The 18,714-nt window shown below is 68.3% G+C and carries 19 protein-coding genes and 1 tRNA gene; 7 read left to right on the forward strand and 13 right to left on the reverse strand.

Annotated elements, in window-relative coordinates; genetic code table 11:
- Positions 1 to 12 precede the first annotated feature (12 nt).
- From DKG75_RS14945 to DKG75_RS14960, 4 genes are all read right to left on the reverse strand, one after another.
- The gene (locus tag DKG75_RS14945) at positions 13 to 1,224 is read right to left on the reverse strand and encodes an ABC transporter permease (RefSeq protein WP_109921932.1); all 1,212 of its coding nucleotides are present in this window, start codon (positions 1,222 to 1,224) and stop codon (positions 13 to 15) included.
- On the reverse strand, positions 1,221 to 2,144 hold the full coding sequence (locus tag DKG75_RS14950) for an ABC transporter permease (RefSeq protein ID WP_109921933.1): 924 nt from the start codon (positions 2,142 to 2,144) through the stop codon (positions 1,221 to 1,223). Before DKG75_RS14950 ends, DKG75_RS14945 begins: the two co-directional genes overlap by 4 nt.
- Positions 2,145 to 2,148: 4 nt before the next feature.
- On the reverse strand, positions 2,149 to 3,240 hold the full coding sequence (locus tag DKG75_RS14955) for an ABC transporter ATP-binding protein (protein WP_109921934.1): 1,092 nt from the start codon (positions 3,238 to 3,240) through the stop codon (positions 2,149 to 2,151).
- Positions 3,241 to 3,495: 255 nt separating this feature from the next.
- Positions 3,496 to 4,641 (reverse strand): extracellular solute-binding protein, encoded by a 1,146-nt coding sequence (locus DKG75_RS14960; RefSeq protein WP_109921935.1) that lies wholly within the window; start codon positions 4,639 to 4,641, stop codon positions 3,496 to 3,498.
- A 112-nt stretch (positions 4,642 to 4,753) separates the two neighbouring features.
- On the opposite strand from DKG75_RS14960, the gene pdxR reads away from it, so the two are divergent.
- Together pdxR and DKG75_RS14970 are read left to right on the forward strand one after the other, a co-directional pair.
- A complete protein-coding gene (gene pdxR / locus DKG75_RS14965; RefSeq protein WP_109921936.1) occupies positions 4,754 to 6,250 on the forward strand; it encodes a MocR-like pyridoxine biosynthesis transcription factor PdxR in 1,497 nt (498 codons plus the stop codon).
- An 87-nt stretch (positions 6,251 to 6,337) separates the two neighbouring features.
- Positions 6,338 to 7,444: an NADH:flavin oxidoreductase gene (locus tag DKG75_RS14970; protein ID WP_109921937.1), complete on the forward strand. Its 1,107-nt coding sequence runs from the start codon at positions 6,338 to 6,340 to the stop codon at positions 7,442 to 7,444.
- Positions 7,445 to 7,450: 6 nt separating this feature from the next.
- Here DKG75_RS14970 and DKG75_RS14975 read toward each other — a convergent pair whose 3' ends face one another.
- Together DKG75_RS14975 and DKG75_RS14980 are read right to left on the reverse strand one after the other, a co-directional pair.
- Positions 7,451 to 7,669, reverse strand: coding sequence for a hypothetical protein (locus DKG75_RS14975; RefSeq protein WP_109921938.1), 219 nt, complete (start codon positions 7,667 to 7,669; stop codon positions 7,451 to 7,453).
- A gap of 3 nt (positions 7,670 to 7,672) precedes the next feature.
- Positions 7,673 to 8,881 (reverse strand): DNA recombination protein RmuC, encoded by a 1,209-nt coding sequence (locus DKG75_RS14980; RefSeq protein WP_109921939.1) that lies wholly within the window; start codon positions 8,879 to 8,881, stop codon positions 7,673 to 7,675.
- 116 nt (positions 8,882 to 8,997) lie between these two features.
- Between DKG75_RS14980 and DKG75_RS14985 the strand changes: the two genes are divergently transcribed.
- The 3 genes from DKG75_RS14985 to DKG75_RS14995 all read left to right on the forward strand — a co-directional run bounded on the left by DKG75_RS14985 (position 8,998) and on the right by DKG75_RS14995 (position 9,987).
- Complete coding sequence (locus tag DKG75_RS14985) at positions 8,998 to 9,291, forward strand: ETC complex I subunit (RefSeq protein WP_109921940.1); 294 nt, start codon at positions 8,998 to 9,000, stop codon at positions 9,289 to 9,291.
- Between the two features lie 10 nt (positions 9,292 to 9,301).
- Positions 9,302 to 9,378: transfer RNA gene (locus DKG75_RS14990), tRNA-Arg, on the forward strand.
- Positions 9,379 to 9,540: 162 nt separating this feature from the next.
- A complete protein-coding gene (locus DKG75_RS14995) occupies positions 9,541 to 9,987 on the forward strand; it encodes a DUF29 domain-containing protein (protein ID WP_109921941.1) in 447 nt (148 codons plus the stop codon).
- Between the two features lie 31 nt (positions 9,988 to 10,018).
- On the opposite strand, the gene DKG75_RS15000 is transcribed toward DKG75_RS14995, so the two are convergent.
- From DKG75_RS15000 to DKG75_RS15010, 3 genes are read right to left on the reverse strand one after another with little or no spacing between them, the layout of a single operon-like run.
- Positions 10,019 to 10,822 carry an ABC transporter permease gene (locus DKG75_RS15000; RefSeq protein ID WP_109921942.1) on the reverse strand — a complete coding sequence of 268 codons (804 nt, stop codon included), beginning with the start codon at positions 10,820 to 10,822 and terminating at the stop codon, positions 10,019 to 10,021.
- Entirely contained in the window at positions 10,819 to 11,616 is a 798-nt protein-coding gene (locus tag DKG75_RS15005; RefSeq protein ID WP_109921943.1) for an ABC transporter ATP-binding protein, read from the reverse strand. Before DKG75_RS15005 ends, DKG75_RS15000 begins: the two co-directional genes overlap by 4 nt.
- Positions 11,597 to 12,604, reverse strand: a complete 1,008-nt coding sequence (locus tag DKG75_RS15010; protein WP_208112095.1) for an ABC transporter substrate-binding protein — start codon at positions 12,602 to 12,604, stop codon at positions 11,597 to 11,599. The genes DKG75_RS15005 and DKG75_RS15010 overlap by 20 nt, the downstream gene beginning before the upstream one ends.
- A gap of 296 nt (positions 12,605 to 12,900) precedes the next feature.
- Here DKG75_RS15010 and DKG75_RS15015 point away from each other — a divergent pair, with 296 nt between their 5' ends.
- Entirely contained in the window at positions 12,901 to 13,953 is a 1,053-nt protein-coding gene (locus DKG75_RS15015) for a DUF2235 domain-containing protein (protein WP_109921945.1), read from the forward strand.
- Positions 13,954 to 13,964: 11 nt separating this feature from the next.
- Positions 13,965 to 14,564, forward strand: coding sequence for a hypothetical protein (locus DKG75_RS15020; RefSeq protein WP_109921946.1), 600 nt, complete (start codon positions 13,965 to 13,967; stop codon positions 14,562 to 14,564).
- Here DKG75_RS15020 and DKG75_RS15025 read toward each other — a convergent pair.
- Genes DKG75_RS15025 through DKG75_RS15040 form a run of 4 tightly spaced genes read right to left on the reverse strand, consistent with a single transcriptional unit; the run spans position 14,500 to position 18,690 of the window.
- Positions 14,500 to 15,399 carry a hydroxymethylglutaryl-CoA lyase gene (locus DKG75_RS15025; RefSeq protein WP_109921947.1) on the reverse strand — a complete coding sequence of 300 codons (900 nt, stop codon included), beginning with the start codon at positions 15,397 to 15,399 and terminating at the stop codon, positions 14,500 to 14,502. The genes DKG75_RS15020 and DKG75_RS15025 overlap by 65 nt on opposite strands.
- Position 15,400: 1 nt before the next feature.
- Positions 15,401 to 16,570: a GNAT family N-acetyltransferase gene (locus DKG75_RS15030; protein WP_109921948.1), complete on the reverse strand. Its 1,170-nt coding sequence runs from the start codon at positions 16,568 to 16,570 to the stop codon at positions 15,401 to 15,403.
- An 18-nt stretch (positions 16,571 to 16,588) separates the two neighbouring features.
- Positions 16,589 to 18,103 (reverse strand): MFS transporter, encoded by a 1,515-nt coding sequence (locus DKG75_RS15035; protein WP_109921949.1) that lies wholly within the window; start codon positions 18,101 to 18,103, stop codon positions 16,589 to 16,591.
- Positions 18,100 to 18,690, reverse strand: coding sequence for a TetR/AcrR family transcriptional regulator (locus tag DKG75_RS15040; protein ID WP_166646509.1), 591 nt, complete (start codon positions 18,688 to 18,690; stop codon positions 18,100 to 18,102). The genes DKG75_RS15035 and DKG75_RS15040 overlap by 4 nt, the downstream gene beginning before the upstream one ends.
- Between the last annotated feature and the right edge of the window lie 24 nt (positions 18,691 to 18,714).

Below are 18,714 nucleotides of genomic sequence, written 5' to 3' on the forward strand. Positions count from 1 at the left end.
CGGGCAAGCCGGCTATTCCGCCGGCTTGCCCAGGCTGTCGGGCGCGAAGACGCCGCCGAAGGGGGTGACGGGGGCCGGCTTCGGCGCTTCCGGTGCCGGCGCGCCGCCGAGGCCGCCCGGGGCGAAGACGCCGCCGAACGGCGTGCTGGGCGCGTTGCTGCCCGGGGCCGGGGCGGCGGGGGCCTGTTCCTTCATGCGCTCGCGCATTTCGATCTGCAGGCGTTCCTGTTCCAGGATCTTGGCGTCGCGGATCGCCTGTTCGCAGGCCCGCGAGTCGTGATCCTTGCCGTAATAGACCGCGAGCCCGATCAGCCCGACCAGCAGCAGGCCGGCCGTCGCCGGATGGCGCAGCACGGCATTGACCGGGTTGTTCAGAATGCGCGCCGCGGCCGCCCCGCCCTGGGCCAGGGCGGCCGTGCGGCGGCTGTGAACCTCGTGGACGATGGCGCCGACCAGGGTGATGGCGATGATGACCACCGCCACCGCCGAGATCGACGGATCGATGCCGAGCCGGACCTTGGAGGCGAGTTCGGTGGTGAAGGTGCTTTCCGCGACGATCGAGAACACGGTGGTGTTGTAATTCTCGAGCGAGGCGAGGAAGGCCAGCACCGCGCTCGAAAAAATCGCCGGGCGCAGGAAGGGCAGCAGGATCTTGCGGAAAGCCTGGGCCGGGGTCGCGCCCATGTCCAGCGCCGCCTCGGTCAGCGTATGGTCGAAGCGCTGGAGCCGGGCGATGAAGATCAGCATCGAATAGGCCGAGATGAAGCAGACCTGGCCGAGGATGGTCAGGAAGAAACCGTCGAAGAAGATCGAATCGAAGCCGAAGCCGAGCCCGCTGCCGAGCCGGCCCCAGAACATCAGGGTCGAGATGCCGATGACGATGCCCGGCATCAGGATCGGCGAGATGAAGACGGTATAGAGAAGGCCGCGCAGCCGCGGCCCGACATCGGACAGGGCAAGCGCCGCCGCAAGGCCGATCGGCGTCGACAGGGCGACCACGCCCGCCCCGATCAGCAGCGAATTGCCGAGCCCGTGCAGCAGCTTGGCATCGGCCGCCAGCTTGCCGAACCAGTCGGTGGTGAAACAGTCCCAGGGCACCACGCGGGGAAAGGACGAGGAATTGAAGGCGGTGACCACCATGATCGCCAGGGGCCCGAACAGGAAGCCGAAGAACAGCAGGGTGAAGGCGGCGGTGCCGATGCGGTTGGCGATCGTCGAGGTCATCGGCCGATCTCCCCGATCTTCACCTTGAACACCCGCATGGTCAAAAGCGTGAACAGGATGCAGACCGCGACCAGGATCACGGCATAGGCCGAGCCGCGCGGCCAGTTCGAGGCATCGTTGAACCATTGGTAGACGAGCTGGGTGAACCACAGGTTCGATGGCCCGCCCAGGATCTGCGGCGCCGCCATGGCCCCGGTGGTCAGCATGAAGACCATGGTGCAGCCCGACGCGATGCCGGGCTTCGCCATCGGGATCACCACCCGCCAGTGGATGCGCCACCACGCGGCGCCCATGTCGCGGGCGGCCTCGATCTGGTTGCGGTCCAGCGCCTCGACCGCATTGTAGATCGGGAAGATCATCAGCAGGACATAGGCATAGGTCAGCCCGGCATAGAGCGCGACATCCTCGCGGATGAAGTCGATCGGCTCGGACCAGAGGCCCAGCGACAGGCCGAGGCCGTTCACCAGCCCGGTCGAGCCGAAGATGATGCGGAAGGCGAAGGCGCGCAGCACCTCGTTCACCCAATAGGGCACGATCAGCCCCATGACCATGAGCCGGGCGACGGAAGGCCGCGCGCCATGGGCCAGCAGGAAGGCGATCGGATAGCAGAGAATAAGGTCGAAGGCGGTGACCACGACCGAGGCGAGCACGGTCTTGCCCAGGATGGTCAGGTGCAGCGTGTTGAAGCCACCGTCGTTGCCGAACAGGAAATAGGCGTAATGCGAGACGGTATAGACGTCGTTCGGCCCGCCCCGTTCCGCCGGCGGCAGGTTGTGGCTGAACGAGATCGCGACCATGGCGATCTGCGGCAGCACGATCAGGATGAAGACCCAGAGGGTGACGGCGCCGGCGATGAACAGGCCGACGCCGGTCCCGTGGCGTTCGAACAGAAGGCGGACTTCGGCCCAGGTCCGTGCCATGGTCTCAGCCCTTCGCCAGCGGCCCGTCGGGCAGGATCCAGGTCTGCGCCGGGGCGAAGCCGACGGCGATGCTGCCGTCCGCCTCGATCGGCGCCGGCCGCCCGTCGTTGACCAGCGACATGCGCAGCCGCAGGTCCGCCGGCGTCACCAGGGAGAGATGGCGGAGATTGCCCTCGAAGGCATCGCCCACCACCCGGGCGGCGACGATATTGTCGCCGGCCAGCGCCGGGCGGACCTGTTCCGGGCGGATGAAGGCGAGGCAGGTCTCGCCCGGCCGGTAATGGCGCCCGCCCGCGGCCGTGCCGTGAAGGACGAGGCCGCCCGCTGCCTCGGCGCTGACCGCATCGCCGTCCCGCGCGCTCACCGTGACCGGGATGGCGTTGGTCTCGCCGACGAAGGAGGCGACGAAACTGGTCTTCGGCTGGTCGTAGAGGGCGACCGGGTCCGCCACCTGCTCGATCACGCCCTTGCTCATCACCGCCACCCGGTCGGACATGGTCAGGGCCTCGCCCTGGTCGTGGGTGATATAGACGAAGGTCAGGCCGACCCGCTTCTGGATCTCGCGCAGTTCGCTCCGCATGTGCTGGCGCAGCTTGAGGTCCAGGGCGGACAGCGGCTCGTCCAGCAGCAGGATGTCCGGCTCGACCGCCAGCGCCCGGGCGATCGCCACCCGCTGGCGCTGGCCGCCGGACAATTCGGTCACCTTCTTGTCGGCGGTGCCGGGCAGGGCGATCAGGTCCAGCAATTCCTCCGCCCGCCGGCGCCGCTGCTTGCGGCCGACACCGCGCACCTCGAGGGGGAAGGCGATGTTCTCCGCCACCGTCATCAGGGGGAAGAGGGCGAGATTCTGGAAGATCAGCGCGGTCGGGCGCTTGTTCGGGCCCACCCCCTTCATATCCTTGCCGCCGATCAGGACCCGGCCCTCGGTCGGCTGGATGAAGCCCGAGACGCAGCGCAGCAAAGTGGTCTTGCCGCAGCCGGACGGACCCAGAAAGGAAAAGAACTCCCCGCCCGCGATCTCGAGATGGGCGTCGTCGACCGCGAGATGGGCGCCGAAGCGGATCGAGACATGATCCAGGGTGATCGTCTTGGTCATGCGCGCGTCCGATCGCAGCAGAAGAAGGGGGAGGGCAGGGCAGGAAAAGCGTCGTGCCCGATGGGAAACCGGGCACCCGGGGCCGCGCCGCCGGCATCGGCGGGCCCCGGCCGACCGGCATAGGGGGCCGGCCGCGACGATCGGTGAAGAATTCCAAGGGCAACCGCCAAGCCGTCGTCCTCGTTCGCAATGAAACATGCAGATGCGGATCGAGACCCGGACCGGCGCGCCCCCCGCGCCGGTCCGGGCCGGCCGTCACGCGCTGAGGAACTTGTTGACGAATTCCGCGCGCTTTTCGGCATACCAGGGGGCTTCCGGCGGCCAGGGGTTCAGCTTGGCCAGGGCATCGCCCGGATAGGCATCGCCGAAATTCTTGGCATAGATGTCGCCGGCGTATTTCTCGGCGCCGGTGACGGGCGAATTGTAGCCGTGGGTCTTGATCGCCTCGCCGGCCAGCGCAGGGTCGTAGCAGGCTTCGATGAAGGCATAGACCTGATCGACGTTCTTCACGCCGACCGGCAGGGCCAGGCCGTCGACCCAGGCCATGGCGCCTTCCACCGGGGCGCGGTACATCACCGGCTCGCCCGCGGTCTTCAAGGCGATCGGCGGGCCGTCCCAGGTCTGGCCGACGATCACGCCCTCGTTGAGAAGCCCGTTCTTCTGCGTGTCGGCATCGTTCCACAGCAGCTTCAGGTTCTTCTTCTTCGAGATGCAATAGTCGGTCAGCTTGGTCCAGACCTCGGTCAGCTTTTCCGGGGTCTCATAGGCCGACCACATGGTGCCCGGCGCCCATTCGCCCTTGTGTTCCAGGGCAAGGCCGGCGCCCAGCATGCAGGAATGGCCGCGGCCCATGGTCTTGCCCGCATTGGCATCGTCCCAGACGTCGCCGTAGGACGGGAATTCGCCCTTCGGGGTGAATTTGTCGGTGCGCCAGGCGACGCCCTCGGTGCCCCAGATGTGCGGAATCCACATCGTGCCCTTGGCGCCGAAATTCCAGTTCGCCTCGCCGGCCTTGGCCATGGCGGGGTTCACCTTGTCGATCGGGATCTTCTTCATGTCGAAGGGCTGGATCAGGCCCAGCGGTTCCCACAGCAGCGAGCGGTTCATGGTCGGCGTGATCAGGTCGAAGCCCTGGCCGTTCGTCGCCTTCATCTTGTTGAGGATGTCGTCGTTCGAGCCGATGCCGGTGAAATTGATCTTGATCCCGGTCTTCTTGGTGAAAGCCTCGCGGAAACTGTCCGGCAGGTAGTCGGACCACATCATGATGTTGATCTCGCCGGACGAGGCGAGCGCGCTGCGGCTGATGATCGCCGGCATGGCCAGGGCGGTGCCCCCGGCGGCGGCGGCCTTCAGGACGGAACGGCGGCTGACGCCCCTCTCCATGCGGTTCTTCGATGCCATCGACAATCCTTCCCCTGGTCTGCCTGCGCATGATGCGGTGCAAAAACGCTAGGTCGATCCAGGCTTTCGGGTTTAGATCCACGGGAAAGTTTTTTTGGTGCCAGGAAGGGCCGTGCTGGACCGCTACTTCATCGAGCCCCTCGACCACGGCCGGCGGCTGCAACAGCAGGTGCACGACCGCCTGGTCGAGGCGATCCTGGACGGCGGGGTGCCGCCGCACGAACCCCTGCCGGCGACCCGCGACCTGGCGGAACGGATCGGCGTCTCGCGCAATACGGTGGTTCTCGTCTACGAGCGGCTGGTCGAGGACGGCTATCTGACCCCGGTCAGGCGGCGCGGTCATTTCATCAACGAGCAATATGTCCGCCAGCAGCTGAACGTCCGCCTGGACTATCGCCCCACCACCCTGTTCCGGGGCGACGAGGCGGCGGGCCGGGCCTGGGCCGACCGGCTGCGCCAGCAGCCGTCGCTGAACCGCAACATCGTGAAGCCGGCCAATTGGCGCGATTACCGCTATCCCTTCATCTACGGCCAGGTGACGACGGACAAGGTCTCGATCGCGCGCTGGCGCGACTGCACCCGGCTGGCCGGCACGCCCTATCACGCCACCGCCTGGGTCGGCGACTTGATCGATGCGGACGATCCCCTGCTGGTCGAACAGATCATTTCCCGCGTCCTGCCCCAGCGCGGCCTGAAGGCGCGGCCGGACCAGGTGCTGATCACCATCGGCTCGCAGAATGCCCTCTATATGGTCGCGCAATTGCTGTGCGGGCCGGGGGTGCGGGCGGGGATCGAGAACCCGGGCTATGTCGATGCCCGCAACATCCTGGCGGCGACGGGGGCGGAGCTCGTGCCGCTGGCGGTCGATGCCAACGGCGTCGTCGTCGGGCCCGAGATCGAGGGCTGCGACCTCGCCTATGTCACGCCCAGCCACCAGTCGCCGACCAGCGTCACCCTGTCCCTGCAACGGCGCATCGCCCTGGTCGAGGCGGCGCGGCGCCACGATCTGCTCCTGATCGAGGACGACTACGAGCACGAGCTGAACTTCATCGGCGCCCAGCGCGGCGCCTTGAAGAGTTTCGACAATTCCGGCCGCACAATCTATCTGGGCAGCCTGTCGAAGGCGCTGTTCCCGGGCCTGCGCCTCGGCTTCGTGGTCGCGCCGGAACCTTTGGTGCGCGAGCTGCGGGCGCTGCGCCGGCTCATGTACCGCCACCCCTCGGCCCATGACCAGCGGGCCATGGCGATCTTCATCATGGAGGGGCATCTCGATGCCCATATCCGCCGGGTGCGCGATCAGCTGGCGCGGAAATGGACCCTGATGTACCGCGAACTCGCCGCCCGGCTGCCCCAATGCCAGGCGACGGCGACCACCGGCGGCTCCGCCGTCTGGCTGCGCCTGCCCCCGGGCGTCGATTGCTGGGACCTGCAGCGGGCGGCGGCGAAGCGCGGCGTGCTGATCGAGCCGGGCGACATTCATTTCCACGGCAGCCAGCCGCCGCGCCATTTCATCCGCCTCGGCTTTGCCGCCATCGCCCAGGACCAGATCGCCCCCGGCCTCGGCGAATTACAGCAGGCGATCGATGATCTGGCGCGAAAGGACCCCTGATATTTTGGGGGGTAGGCAGGGAATTCGGAACTTGCCACCCTCGCCGCCGTGCGCATGGTGCACCTGCTTCAGGGTCGGGAAAACACAATGACAAGCGACGCCAGCATCCTCTTCCGTCCGTTCGACGTGAAGACGCTTCACATGAAGAACCGGGTGGTCATGGCCCCGATGACCCGGGATTTCTCGCCCAACGGCGTGCCGGGCGACAATGTGGTCGAATATTACCGCAAGCGCGCGGCCGGCGGCGTCGGCCTGATCGTGACCGAAGGCACCACGATCGATCATCCCGCGGCCTCCGGCTCCGACAATTACCCCCGCTTCCACGGCGATGCGCTGGAGGGCTGGAAAAAGGTGGTCGCCGCGGTCCATGCCGAGGGCGGGCTGATCGCGCCCCAGCTCTGGCATCTCGGCATGATGCGGAACGCCAAGGCCGTGTTCAATCCGGACGTGCCGAGCGTCGGCCCCTCGGGCCTCAAGGTCCCGGGCAAGCGCAGCGGGCACACGCTGACCGACAGCGAGATCGGCGACATCATCGCCGCCTTCGCCAAGGGCGCGGTGGATGCCAAGGCGATCGGCTTCGATGCCGCCGAATTCCACGGCGCCCACGGCTATCTGATCGACCAGTTCTTCTGGGACGGCACCAACGAGCGCACCGACAAATGGGGCGGCGATCTCGTCGCCCGCGGCCGTTTCGGGGTCGAGGTGGTGAAGGCGGCGCGGGCCGCGGTCGGCCCCGACTTCCCGCTGATCCTGCGCATCTCGCAGTGGAAGCAGCAGGATTTCACCAAGCGGCTGGCCGACAGCCCGGCCGAATGGGAAGCCTTCATCACGCCCTTCGTCGATGCCGGCGTCGATGTCTTCCATTGCTCGACCCGGCGCTTCTGGGTGCCGGAATTCGAGGGCTCGGACCTCAATCTCGCCGGCTGGACCAAGAAGCTGACCGGCAAGCCGACGATCACGGTCGGCAGCGTTTCGCTTGGCGGTAGCGACGATTTCATCGCCGCCTTCGCCGGCCAGGGGGCGGAGATCGCCGCGATCGACGACCTCGTGAACCGGATGGAGAAGGGCGAGTTCGACCTCGTCGCCATCGGCCGCGCCCTGCTGGCCAACCCGGATTGGCCGCACCTCGTCGAGGCCGGCCGCTTCGGCGACCTCAAGGCCTATTCGAAGGACGTGCTCGTCGAACTGGTATAAGGGGGATCAGCCCGGCGCCTGGATCAGGAAGCCGAGCAGGACCAGCCCGGCCAGGATGGCAAGGCCGATGGCGCCGTCGCGCAGGCGTTTCCGCCGGCTGTAGGCGGCCGGCAGGCGCCCGGGCGGCGCCAGCCGGCGCTGGGCCCTTTCGATCAGCGTGCCGAGCAGGGCGGCGGCGACGACCCCGATGATGACCAGCGCGGCGATGACGAGGATGCGGCCCATCGCTCAGGGCTCCTCGTCGTCGTCGCCGGCAAGCGACGGGGGTTCCGCCTCGATCAGGCGGGCGGTGCTGGCGGCGTCCAGGCTCTCGACCTTGCGCAGGTGGCGGTCGATGGCGCGGCGCCGGACCGCCACCCGGTCGATCTGCTGGCTGGCTTCCGACAGTTTCCGCTGCACCTTGTCCAGGACCTCGCCGTATTTGGCGAATTCGGTCTTCACCGCGCCCAGCAATTGCCAGACCTCGCTGGAGCGTTTCTCGATCGCAAGGGTGCGGAAGCCCATCTGCAGGCTGTTCAGCAGGGCGGCGAGCGTGGTCGGGCCCGCGGTCACCACCCGGCAGTCGCGCTGGAGACTGTCCAGCAGCCCCGGGCGGCGCAGCGCCTCGGCATAGAGGCCTTCGGTCGGCAGGAACATGACAGCGAAATCGGTGGTGCGCGGCGGGCTGATGTATTTGTCGCGGATGTCGCGGGCGAAACCCTTCAGCCGGGTCTCCAGTGCCTTGCCCGCCGCCTCGACCGCGTCGTGATCGGCAAGGTCGACCGCTTCGAGCAGGCGCTCGTAATCCTCGCGCGGGAATTTGGCGTCGATCGGCAGCCAGACTTCCTGGTCGGGGCCCTGGCCGGGCAGGCGGACGACATATTCGACCCGCTCCGCGCTGCCGGCCACCGGGGCGACATTGGCCAGATATTGTTCCGGGGTCAGGATGTCGGTCAGCAGGGCGTCGAGCTGCATCTCGCCCCAGATGCCGCGCGACTTCACATTGCCCAGCACGCGCTTCAGGTCGCCGACGCCGGCCGCCAGCGTCTGCATTTCGCCGAGCCCCCGATGCACCTGTTCCAGCCGGTCCGAGACGAGGCGGAACGACTCGCCGAGCCGCTGTTCCAGGGTGCCTTGCAGCTTTTCGTCGACGGTGCGGCGCATTTCCTCGAGCTTGGCGGCCGAATCGGCGGCGAGACGCTCGACCCTGGTTTCCAGGGCCTGGGCCAGCGCATCGACCCGGCCGCCGAAATCCGTGCCGAAATGGCGCAAGCCCGCCGCCGCCTCGCCCCGGTTCTGCGCCGATTCCTCGCGGAAGGCCCGTTCCAGCCCTTCCAGCCGGGCCGCCAGCCCGTCCTGCCCGCCGCGGCCACGCAGCAGGGCGGCAAGGCCGAGGCCGAGGGCGACGATCGCGGCCAGGGCCAGCAGGAGTTCGGTTGGCGACAGGGTAATCATCATGCGACCATGGTGCAGGCCCGAAGCCTCGGGCAACAGTTGACGAATTGGCCGCGATCAGACCATGTTCTCGCCGGACGTGAAACGTCGAAGCGCCGCTTGATGGAGTAAGCCAGGACATGCAGGCCCGGATCTATGTGCCGACCAAGAACGCGATGCAGTCGGGCAAGGCCAACAGCCGCCATTGGGTGCTGGAGTTCGAGCCCGAGGCGATCCGCCGCCTCGATCCCCTGATGGGCTGGACCGGCACCACCGACATGAACGGCGAAGTGCGCATGACCTTCGAGTCCCGGGAGGCCGCCGTCGCCTATTGCGAAAAGCTCCGCATCCCCTACGAGGTCCAGGATCCGAAGCCCTTCCCGCTGAAGATCAAGACCTACGCCGACAATTTCCGCTTCGACCGCGTCCGCTGACCCCACCCGCGGCCCCGTAGCTCAGCTGGATAGAGCACCCGCCTTCTAAGCGGGATGTCGCAGGTTCGAGCCCTGCCGGGGTCGCCATTTATGCCATTGGCATAAAAGACTTTTCCGTCTGTCCCGGCCCCTTGCGGGGAAGGTGGTCCGCGGGCTTTGCCAACGGTCGCGTTACGAATTCTCCACACGACCTGACCCCTCGACTAAGCTAGTGTTGAGCACTGGGTCCAGCGTCGGGAGTATTGCCCCATGGCCGTTGCGAAACCGGATCTTTACGAGCGTGACTTCTACGCCTGGGCGAATGAGCAGGCGGCATTGCTGCGTGCCGGCAAGCTGGCGGCGGCCGACATCGAGCACATCGCCGAGGAAATCGAGAGCATGGGCAAGACCGAGAAGCGCGAGCTGGTCAGCCGGCTGACCGTCCTGCTCCTGCATCTGCTGAAATGGCAGTACCAGTCCGATCACCTGCCGTCCGCTTCCTGGGAAGTCACCATTCGGGTGCAGCGCCGCGCCCTCGCCAGGCACCTCCAGGACAATCCAAGCCTGAAGGCCAAGACCCGGGAAGCCCTTGAGGATGCCTATGGGGATGCCGTCCTGCAGGCGCCGGTCGAGACCGCCTTGCCGAAGTCGGCATTTCCCGCGAAATGTCCCTGGACCTTCGAACAGGCCATGGCCGAGGACTTTTGGCCGGAGTGATCCCGCTGGCCCAAGCTGCCCGCCGCAGGCCTCAGCGCAGCATGCCCCAGCGCCGGACGGTGACGGTTTCGAGCCCGCGGAAGACCACGGCTTCGACCAGGAGGCCGATCAGGATCACGGCGGCGAGGCCGGCGAAGACCGTGTCGGTGAACAATTCGTTCCGGGCGCGGAAGATGAACCAGCCAAGGCCGCCCTGGCCCGAATTCACGCCGAAGACGAGTTCGGCCGCGATCAGCGTGCGCCAGGCGAAGGCCCAGCCGATGCGCAGGCCCGAGATCAGCTGCGGCAGGGCGGAGGGGATCAGGATCCGGATCACATAGGCCGGTCCCTTCAGCCCGTAGTTCCGCCCGACCAGGCGATGGGTCTCCGGCACCGCTTCGAAGCCCGAGAGGGCGGCCAGGGCGAAGGGCCAGATCACCGCATTGACCAGGACGAACAGCAGGCTGCCGAGGCCGAGGCCGAACCACAGCATGGCGAGCGGCAGCAGGGCGATCGCCGGCAGGGGGTTCAGCATCGCCGCCACCGTTTGCAGGGCGTCGCGCAGGAAACTGTTGGCGACCGCCAGCGAGACCAGCACCACGCCGATGGCGAGCGCGATCAGATAGCCCTCGACCAGCACCGCGAGCGAGCCGCCGACCGCCGGCAGCAGCCGCCCGTCGAGCACGGCCGCGTGAAACGCCGCCGCCGTTTCCAGGAAGCTCGGGAACATGATCGGGTTGTTCTGCACCCTGGCCGCCACTTCCCAGGCGACGGCGAGCAGGACGAGGACGAGGCCGCGCCGGACCGCGAGCGAGGCCAGCAGGCGGCGCGCCGGCGACGGCGGGCGGACGGTCACGGCCGGGCGAAGAGGAGGTCGTGCACCTCCCGCGTGACCGCCTCGAAACGGGCGCTGCCGAGATCGCCGACGCCGAGCCCGGCAGTCTCGAAACTGCCGAGGGTGCGCCCGGGATGGGGGCTGAGCAGGTGAAGGCGGGTGCCGATCAGCACCGCCTCGTCGATGGCATGGGTGACGAACAGCAGGGTCACGCCCAGGTCCTCGGCGATGGCGATCAGGTCGCGCTGCATCTGCAGGCGGGTCAGGGCGTCGAGGGCGGCGAAGGGTTCGTCCATCAGCAGGATGTCGGGCCCGGTGGCCAGCGCCCGGGCGATGGCCGCGCGCTGCTTCATGCCGCCGGACAGCATGTGGGGGAATTGCTCGACCGCCCGTTCCAGCCCGACCTTGCGCAGCGCATCCAGGGCGCGGGCGCGGGCTTCCCCGCGCGAGAGTTTACGGGCGACGCGCAAGGGAAAGGCGACATTGTCGGCCACCGTCATCCAGGGCAGCAATTGGTCGAATTCCTGGAACACCACGATCCGGTCCGGCCCGGGGCCGGTGACCGTCGCCCCGCGCAGGGCGATCCTTCCCGCCGCCGGGGCCAGGAAGCCCGCCACCGCCTTCAGGATCGACGACTTGCCGCAGCCCGAGGCGCCGAGCAGCACCAGCCGCTCGCCCTCGCCGATGGTGAAGGAGACGTCGTCGACCGCGCGCAGCACCGCCCGGTCGGTGACATAGTCGAGGCAGAGGCCCCGGGCTTCGAGCACCGGGACCTCGGCGGCCAGGACGGCGGGATCAGCTGCCGGCACTGTCATGCAGGTCCTCGAAGGTATAGTCCTTCCAGCTCTCCGCCTTCAGCTTGACCTGGCCGGTGCGGTAGAGGAATTCGGCGAACTTGAAGGTGTTCTGCGGCACCGTGGTGTAGCGCACCTCGGGATCGTTCAGCAGCTTGAGGACGAAGGCCGGTTCCAGCTTGGACTTGGTGACGCGGATATAGGTATCGGCCGCCGCTTCCCGGTTGGCCGCGACCCAGTCCGTCGCCTCGCGGAAGGCGGCGAGGAAGGCCTGGTAGGTCTTCGGGTTTTCCGCCCGGAACTTCAGGGTGGTGTAGACATGGGTCGGCGTCACCGGCCCGCCCAGGATGTCGTAGGAACTCCAGACCTTGTGGATCTTGGGGTCCAGCAGGGCCTGGTCCTGGAACGGCGAATTGGAAATATGGCCGACCACTTCGGTCGAGCCGGAGAGCAGCGCCGCCGTCGCATCCGGGTGGGGCAGGGAGATTTCATTGTCCGCCAGCTGGGCATGGTGGCCGACGCCGAATTCCTTCTCGGCGGCGATCTGCAATACGCGCGACTGCACCGAGACCCCGGCGGCGGGCGAGGCGATCTTGTCGCCCGGCTTGAAATCCCGCAGCGACTTGATGTCGGCACGGTTGGTCAGCAGGTAGTTCGGCTGGGCGCCCAGGGCGCCGATGATCTTCACCTGCCCCTTGGTCCGATCCCACAGGGTCAGGAAGGGCCCGATGCCGGCCGAGGCGATGTCGATCGAGCCGGACAGCAGGGCGTCGTTCACCGCCGAACCGCCCGAAAGCTGGCGCCATTCGACCTCGATGTCGAGGCCCAGTTCCTTGCCGTGCTTCTCGATCAGCTTCTGGTCGCGGATGACGTGAAGGGGCAGGTACAGGGTGCCGAATTGCTCGACGATGGCGATCTTGCCCTCGGCGCGGGCAGCGCCCGGGGCGGCGGCGAACAGGCCGGCGGTGGCGGCGGCGACGGCAAGGCGTTTGAACAGGGATTTCATCATGGTCTCCGAAAGGCGGGAAGCGAAAGGCCGGGGCGGAAACGCCGACAGCAGTCGCGCGCGGTTCGGGGCGGCATTCGTTCCGGCGGCGGCCGGCGGCGGGGAGCAGGTAAAACCATGATTCCGAGTGAATTAATTTTTCTTATGTTATTAGTGCGTTAATATAAATATATTACAAAATTATATGTTTAATATGGGGCGGAAAGCGCGCCGGCACTGTCGCCGGACTTCAGGACCCGATTGGCGTCCGCGCGGCTGCTTGCTACCATCGATCGTTCTCAAATCTCCGGGTGCAAGCGATGGGCAAGGCGATCGTCATCTGCTGCGACGGCACGGCGAATCAATTCGCGCGTGACAAGACCAATGTGCTTCGCACCTTCGAGGTCGTGCACAAGGGACAGGGCCAGGTCGCCGTCTACCTGCCCGGCATCGGCACGATGGAGCCGCCGGGCCCGCTGACCGATATCGGGCGCCGCGCGGTCAGGATCGCCGCCATGGCCTTCGGCTATGGCCTGGAGCACGAGATCCGCAAGGCTTACGGCGCCATTTCCCGCCTCTACGAACCGGGCGACCGGCTCTATCTGTTCGGGTTCAGCCGGGGCGCCTATACGGTGCGGGCGGTGGCGGCGCTGATCCATATGTACGGCCTGCTGCCGGCGGCGGCGGAGGATCTCCACGCCTATGCCATCCGCTATCTGATCGATGCCGGCCGCAGCCGCGACCCCGCCCACTTCGGGCGCGCCAAGGCATTCAAGAAGACCTTCTCGGTCGCCGACTGCCGGGTCCATTTTCTCGGCGCCTGGGATACGGTCAGTTCGGTCGGCTGGTTCGGCAATCCCCTGACCCTGCGCTATACCGCCCGGAACCCGAGCATCGACAATATCCGCCACGCCCTCGCCATCGACGAGCGCCGGGCCTTCTTCCGCACCAACCAGTGCTACCCGACCGACGAGGCGCCGGCGCAGGACTTGCGGCAAGTGTGGTTCGCCGGCGTGCACAGCGATATCGGCGGCGGCTATCCGGCGGCGGAGGCGGGCCTCGCCAAGATCAGCTTCCGCTGGATGATGGCGGAAGCGGAAGCCAAGGGCTTGGCGATCGACGCTCAGGCGCTGGACCTTGCCTTGAACGACCAGGGCCCGCCCGATCCCCAGGGCAAGCTGCACCGGTCCCTGACCCCCGCCTGGTGGCCGGCGGAATTCGTGCCCAAGGCCCGAGGGGCCGGCGGCCGGGACGGGCTGCGCCTCAATCTCTTCCGCCGGCGGACCATCCCGGAAGGCGCCCATATCCATGGTTCGGTGTTCGCGCGCCAGGGGTACGCCCCGATCCTGCCGGCGCAGTACGAGACGGTATAGCGGGGCGGGCGATGCGGGGACGGGCGCTTGCCGTTCTGGTTTTCCTCGCCCTGGCGGCCTGCAGCCGGGACCGGCTGCCGGCGGATTGGGCTGCCGTCGGCCGGCCGGCCGGCTGTTCCTGGATCGACGGGACCTATGAGGCCAAGGGCCGCGCCGTCGACGCTGCCGGCGGCGGGATTCCCCTGGCGACCGCGCTGGTGCCGTCCCTGATCGACCGGGTGCCGGTCGATTACGCCGAACTCGCCAAGGTCGAACAGGTGGGGCTGCGCTGGGACGCGGGCGCCGGCGTCCTGCATATCGTGCCGGCGGGCGGCGACATGCCGGCGCAGGCGGTCGCCTATGGCTGCGGGGAGGGGCGGCTCGCCCTGCGCCGGGCCGGGCCGACGGTCGAAAAGGATTGGGTCGGCCTCGGCAGCGAGGACATCCAGGTCTGGCAGGATGCGGGCGGCGGCCTCGTGGTCTCGGCATCGTCCCGCGCGGTGTTCGCGGCCTTCATGCTGGTGCCCATGGCCGCGGGCAGTTCCCGCTACTACCGCTTCGAGCGCGTCACGCCCGCCCCATCGCCCGCGCCACCCGGGATGCCGGCGGCCGGCCCAGGGCATCGCCGATGAACCAAGCGGTATCGACGAGGCGGGAAAGATCGATGCCGGTCTCGATGCCGAGGCCGTCGAGCATATAGACGAGGTCCTCGGTCGCGACATTGCCGCTGGCCCCGGCGGCATAGGGGCAGCCGCCCAGGCCGCCGACCGAGGCATCGAACACCGTCACGCCGGTATCGAGGCAGGCCAGGATATTGGCCAGCGCCTGGCCATAGGTATCGTGGAAATGCAGGGCGAGGCGCTCGGCCGGCACCGCCTGCATCACCCGTTCGACCATGGCGCGGGCCTTGGCCGGCGTGCCCCGGCCGATCGTATCCCCGAGCGAGACTTCATAGCAGCCAAGGGCCGCCAGCCGCCCGGCCACATGGGCGACGGCTTCAGGCGCGATCTCGCCCTCGTAGGGGCAGCCGAGCACGCAGGAGACATAGCCCCGGACCCTGACGCCGCGCGCCGCCGCGAGGTCCATCACGGGCACGAAACGGTCCAGGCTGTCGTCGATCGAGCAATTGATGTTGCGGCGGGAAAAACTCTCCGAGGCGGCGGCGAAGACCGCGACCTCGTCGACGCCGGCGGCGATCGCCGCCTCCATCCCCTTCAGGTTGGGCACCAGGACCGGATAGGTCACATCCGGCCGGCGCAGGATGCCGGCAAGCACCGCATCCGAATCCGCCATCTGCGGCACCCACCGGGGCGAGACGAAGCTGCCCGCCTCGATCGTCTTCAGGCCGGCGGCGGCAAGCCGTGCGATCAACTCGATCTTGACCGCGGCGGGCAGGGCCATGGCTTCGTTCTGCAGGCCGTCGCGCGGGCCGACGTCGACGATGCGGACACGGGCGGGCAGGGACATGTCAGGCGCCTTCCTCGTGGCGATAGGGGGCGTGGTCGGAAAGATCGTCGGCTTCCGCCGCCACTGCCGCCCGTTCCTGCTCCAGGTAATCGGCGACGGCACGGCGGAAACCGGAATCGTTGATCCAATGCAGCGAATGGGTCTGGCGCGGCACGTAACCGCGGGCGAGCTTGTGCTCCCCTTGCGCGCCGGCCTCGACCCGGGCCAGGCCGCGGGCGATGGCGAAATCGATCGCCTGGTAATAGCAGACTTCGAAATGCAGGCAGGGGTGATCCTCGATCGCGCCCCAGTTGCGGCCATAGAGCGTGTCGTCGCCGATCAGGTTCAGGGCGCCGGCGATCCAGCGCCCGTCGCGCCGGGCCATGACCAGCAGCACGCGGTCGCGCAGTGTCTCGTGCAGGCGGGTGAAGAAGGCGCGGTTCAGATAGGGCGTGCCCCATTTGACGCTGCCGGTCGCAAGGTAGCAGCGCTCGAAGGCCAGCCAGTGCTCGGGCGTCAGGGCGTCGCCGGTCAGGGCGTGGACCTCGATCGTGCCGCCGGCCAGGGCTTGCTGGCGTTCCTTGCGGATCTGCTTCCGCTTTCGCGACGCCAGCGCGGCCAGGAAATCGTCGAAATGCCGGTAATCGCGATTGTCCCAATGGAACTGGCGGTCGGTCCGGCGCAGGAAGCCGGCCTCGCCCAGGCGCTGCCACTCCCCCTCGGTCGCGAAGGTGATGTGAAGCGAGGACAGGCCATTGTCCCGGGCAAGGCCGATGGCGGCCTCGGCCAGGGTAAGCTCGACCGCGGGCCGGTCGGCGCCGGGGGCGACCAGGACGCGCGGCCCGGTCACCGGGGTGAAGGGCACGCTCGACTGGAGTTTCGGGTAATAGCGCCCGCCCGCCCGCTCGTAGGCGTTGGCCCAGCCCTGGTCGAAGACATATTCGCCCTGGGAATGGCTTTTCAGGTAGAGGGGCAGAATGCCCCGAAGCGCCCCCGCGCCGTCCCTGAGCACGAGATGATGGGGTGCCCAGCCGGTCTGGCGCGCGGCGGCGCCCGATTGCTCGACCGCCAGGAAGAAGGCATGGCTGACGAAGGGATTGGCGGTGCCGGCGCAGGCGTCCCAGGCCGCGCCATCGATCAGATGGGCGCCCTGGGCGATCTCGATCCGGGGGCTGTCGTCGCGTTCATCCATGACAGGGGCAGGGTGGCCTCAGCCGCCCGCCTTGCCAAGGGTGGGCTTTGCCTGCACTTGCGTTTTTTCCGCCGGCAGCAGGCGGAACAGGGCCAGCGCGATCAGGGCCAGCACCCCCAGCGCCGCCCCCAGGACGACCCGGAAGCCCTGGTCGAAGGCGGCCCGGCCGGCCGCGGCCAGGGCATCGCCGGCCTCCCCGCCCAGGGCGGCGGCGGCGGCCAGCGTCGCACCGATCGATTCCCCCGCGCCCGTGTGGCCAAGGGTATAGACGATCCCGATCAGCGACCCGAACAGGGCGATGCCGAGGCCGGTGCCGATCTCATAGGCGACCGATTCGATGGAGGCTGCGGCCCCCGCCTTTTCCGCCGGTGCCGCCGCCATGATGCTGGCGGTGGCAAGGGCCATGGCCGCGCCATGGCCGAGGCCGAGCAGCACCATGGCGCCCAGCGTCGCGCCCGCCGGCCCGGCGCCCAGCAGCAGGCCATAGCCCGCCATGGCGGTCGCCAGCGCCAGCAGCCCGAGCCCGCGCAGCCCGAAGCGCGGCAGCAGGTAGCCGGCCAGCGGCGCCGCCAGGGCGGCCGCGACGTCGAGCGGGACGATGACCAGCCCCGCCGCCAGCGGCGACCGGGCCTGGACGAATTGCAGGTGCTGCATGAAGACGAGAACGAAACCGACCAGCACCAGGATCGGCCCGGCCGCCGTCAGCACGCCGAGCGAAAAGCGCGGGTTCAGGAACAGGCGCAGGTCCAGCATGGGCACCGGCGCCCGCCACTGCCGCCGGGCGAACAGGCCGAGAAGGAAAAGGCCGCCCAAGCCGCCCGCCAGCACGCCCGGGCTGGCCCCGTCGCCATGGGCGACGGCCTTGACGGCATAGACGAGGCCGACCAGCCCGATGATCCCGGCCAGCGCGGTCAGGGGTTCGATCGGGGCCATGGTCGGTTGGGGCTCGTTGCCCAGGCGGTGGCTGATGATGGCGATGCCGATGAAGGCCAGCGGCAGGTTGACCAGGAAGACCGAACCCCACCAGAAATGTTCGAGCAGCACGCCACCGATGACCGGGCCGAGCGCCGACCCGGCAGAGGCGACGGCGCCCCAGACGCCGATGGCGATGCCGCGTTCCCGGGGATCGGTGAAGATCCGCCGGACCAGGGCCAGCGACGACGGGATGATCATGCAGCCGCCAAGCGCAAGCCCCACCCGGCAGGCGATCAGCAGGGCAGGGCTGGGCGCGAAGGCGGCGAAGCCGGAGGCGAGGCCGAAGATGCCGAGCCCGGTCAGCAGCAGGTTGCGCTGGCCGAAACGGTCGCCCAGGGGCCCGGCCATGAGCACGAGGCCGGCCATGGTCAGGGGATAGATGTCCATGATCCACAGGATCTCGGTGCCGCTGGCGCCCAGGTCCCGGGTCAGGGCCGGAATGGCCAGATAGAGCACGGTCGAATCGATCGTCACCGGCAGGAAGGACAGGGCGATGACCGCCAGCACCAGCCAGCGGCTTTTCCCCGCCGGGACCGTGGTCGTCGGTTCGTTGCTCATGGGGCCAGGGCCTTGTGAATGAGGTCGAGGAAGGTGGCGGTGGCGCGGGCGAGGTCGAAATCCGGCTCGATCGCCATGCGCCCCACGGCGCCGTCGATCAGGGCGATCAGGAACACGGTGGTCGCCTGCACGTCCAGCCCCGGGCGGCAGTCGCCCCGGGCCGCCGCCCGCGCGATCAGGGTGGCGAAACCGGCCTTCACCGCTTCGTCGTCCAGGGCGATCGCCGCCCGCACCCGGTCGTTGCGGGCGGTCTCGGCCAGGATTTCCAGCCACAGGCGCGACTGGGTGCGGTCCTGCGCCTCGGTCAGGTAATGGACCAGCAGGGCGTCGAGCGCGGCCAGGGGATCGGGGCGGGCCAGGGCGGCGGCGGTGACGGCGGCCACCGCCTCGCGCTGCTGGTCGGCGATGGCGCAGACGATCGCCTCCTTCGCCGGGAAATAGCGATAGAGATTGGCCGGCGTCACCCCGGAGGCGGCGGCGATATCGGCCATGCCCGTGGCATGGAAGCCCCGGTCGGCGAAATGCTGTTTCGCCGCCTCGAGAATGGCGCGCCGCCGCGCCTCCCGGTTCTGGTCCCGCTTGCTCATGGCCTTGGAAAAAAGAAAGTGAAC

Source organism: Zavarzinia compransoris (assembly GCF_003173055.1).
GTDB lineage: Bacteria > Pseudomonadota > Alphaproteobacteria > Zavarziniales > Zavarziniaceae > Zavarzinia > Zavarzinia compransoris.

Coding starts and splice junctions, on each gene's coding strand:
- DKG75_RS15040 (WP_166646509.1), bottom strand. CDS start 18,690: ATGAGCAAGCGGGACCAGAACCGGGAGGCGCGGCGGCGCGCCATTCTC.
- DKG75_RS14950 (WP_109921933.1), bottom strand. CDS start 2,144: ATGGCACGGACCTGGGCCGAAGTCCGCCTTCTGTTCGAACGCCACGGG.
- DKG75_RS15030 (WP_109921948.1), bottom strand. CDS start 16,570: ATGGATGAACGCGACGACAGCCCCCGGATCGAGATCGCCCAGGGCGCC.
- DKG75_RS14960 (WP_109921935.1), bottom strand. CDS start 4,641: ATGGCATCGAAGAACCGCATGGAGAGGGGCGTCAGCCGCCGTTCCGTC.
- DKG75_RS14945 (WP_109921932.1), bottom strand. CDS start 1,224: ATGACCTCGACGATCGCCAACCGCATCGGCACCGCCGCCTTCACCCTG.
- DKG75_RS14970 (WP_109921937.1), top strand. CDS start 6,338: ATGACAAGCGACGCCAGCATCCTCTTCCGTCCGTTCGACGTGAAGACG.
- DKG75_RS14955 (WP_109921934.1), bottom strand. CDS start 3,240: ATGACCAAGACGATCACCCTGGATCATGTCTCGATCCGCTTCGGCGCC.
- DKG75_RS15015 (WP_109921945.1), top strand. CDS start 12,901: ATGGGCAAGGCGATCGTCATCTGCTGCGACGGCACGGCGAATCAATTC.
- DKG75_RS15025 (WP_109921947.1), bottom strand. CDS start 15,399: ATGTCCCTGCCCGCCCGTGTCCGCATCGTCGACGTCGGCCCGCGCGAC.
- DKG75_RS15035 (WP_109921949.1), bottom strand. CDS start 18,103: ATGAGCAACGAACCGACGACCACGGTCCCGGCGGGGAAAAGCCGCTGG.
- DKG75_RS14975 (WP_109921938.1), bottom strand. CDS start 7,669: ATGGGCCGCATCCTCGTCATCGCCGCGCTGGTCATCATCGGGGTCGTC.
- DKG75_RS15005 (WP_109921943.1), bottom strand. CDS start 11,616: ATGACAGTGCCGGCAGCTGATCCCGCCGTCCTGGCCGCCGAGGTCCCG.
- DKG75_RS14995 (WP_109921941.1), top strand. CDS start 9,541: ATGGCCGTTGCGAAACCGGATCTTTACGAGCGTGACTTCTACGCCTGG.
- DKG75_RS15020 (WP_109921946.1), top strand. CDS start 13,965: ATGCGGGGACGGGCGCTTGCCGTTCTGGTTTTCCTCGCCCTGGCGGCC.
- DKG75_RS15010 (WP_208112095.1), bottom strand. CDS start 12,604: ATGATGAAATCCCTGTTCAAACGCCTTGCCGTCGCCGCCGCCACCGCC.
- DKG75_RS14980 (WP_109921939.1), bottom strand. CDS start 8,881: ATGATGATTACCCTGTCGCCAACCGAACTCCTGCTGGCCCTGGCCGCG.
- DKG75_RS14985 (WP_109921940.1), top strand. CDS start 8,998: ATGCAGGCCCGGATCTATGTGCCGACCAAGAACGCGATGCAGTCGGGC.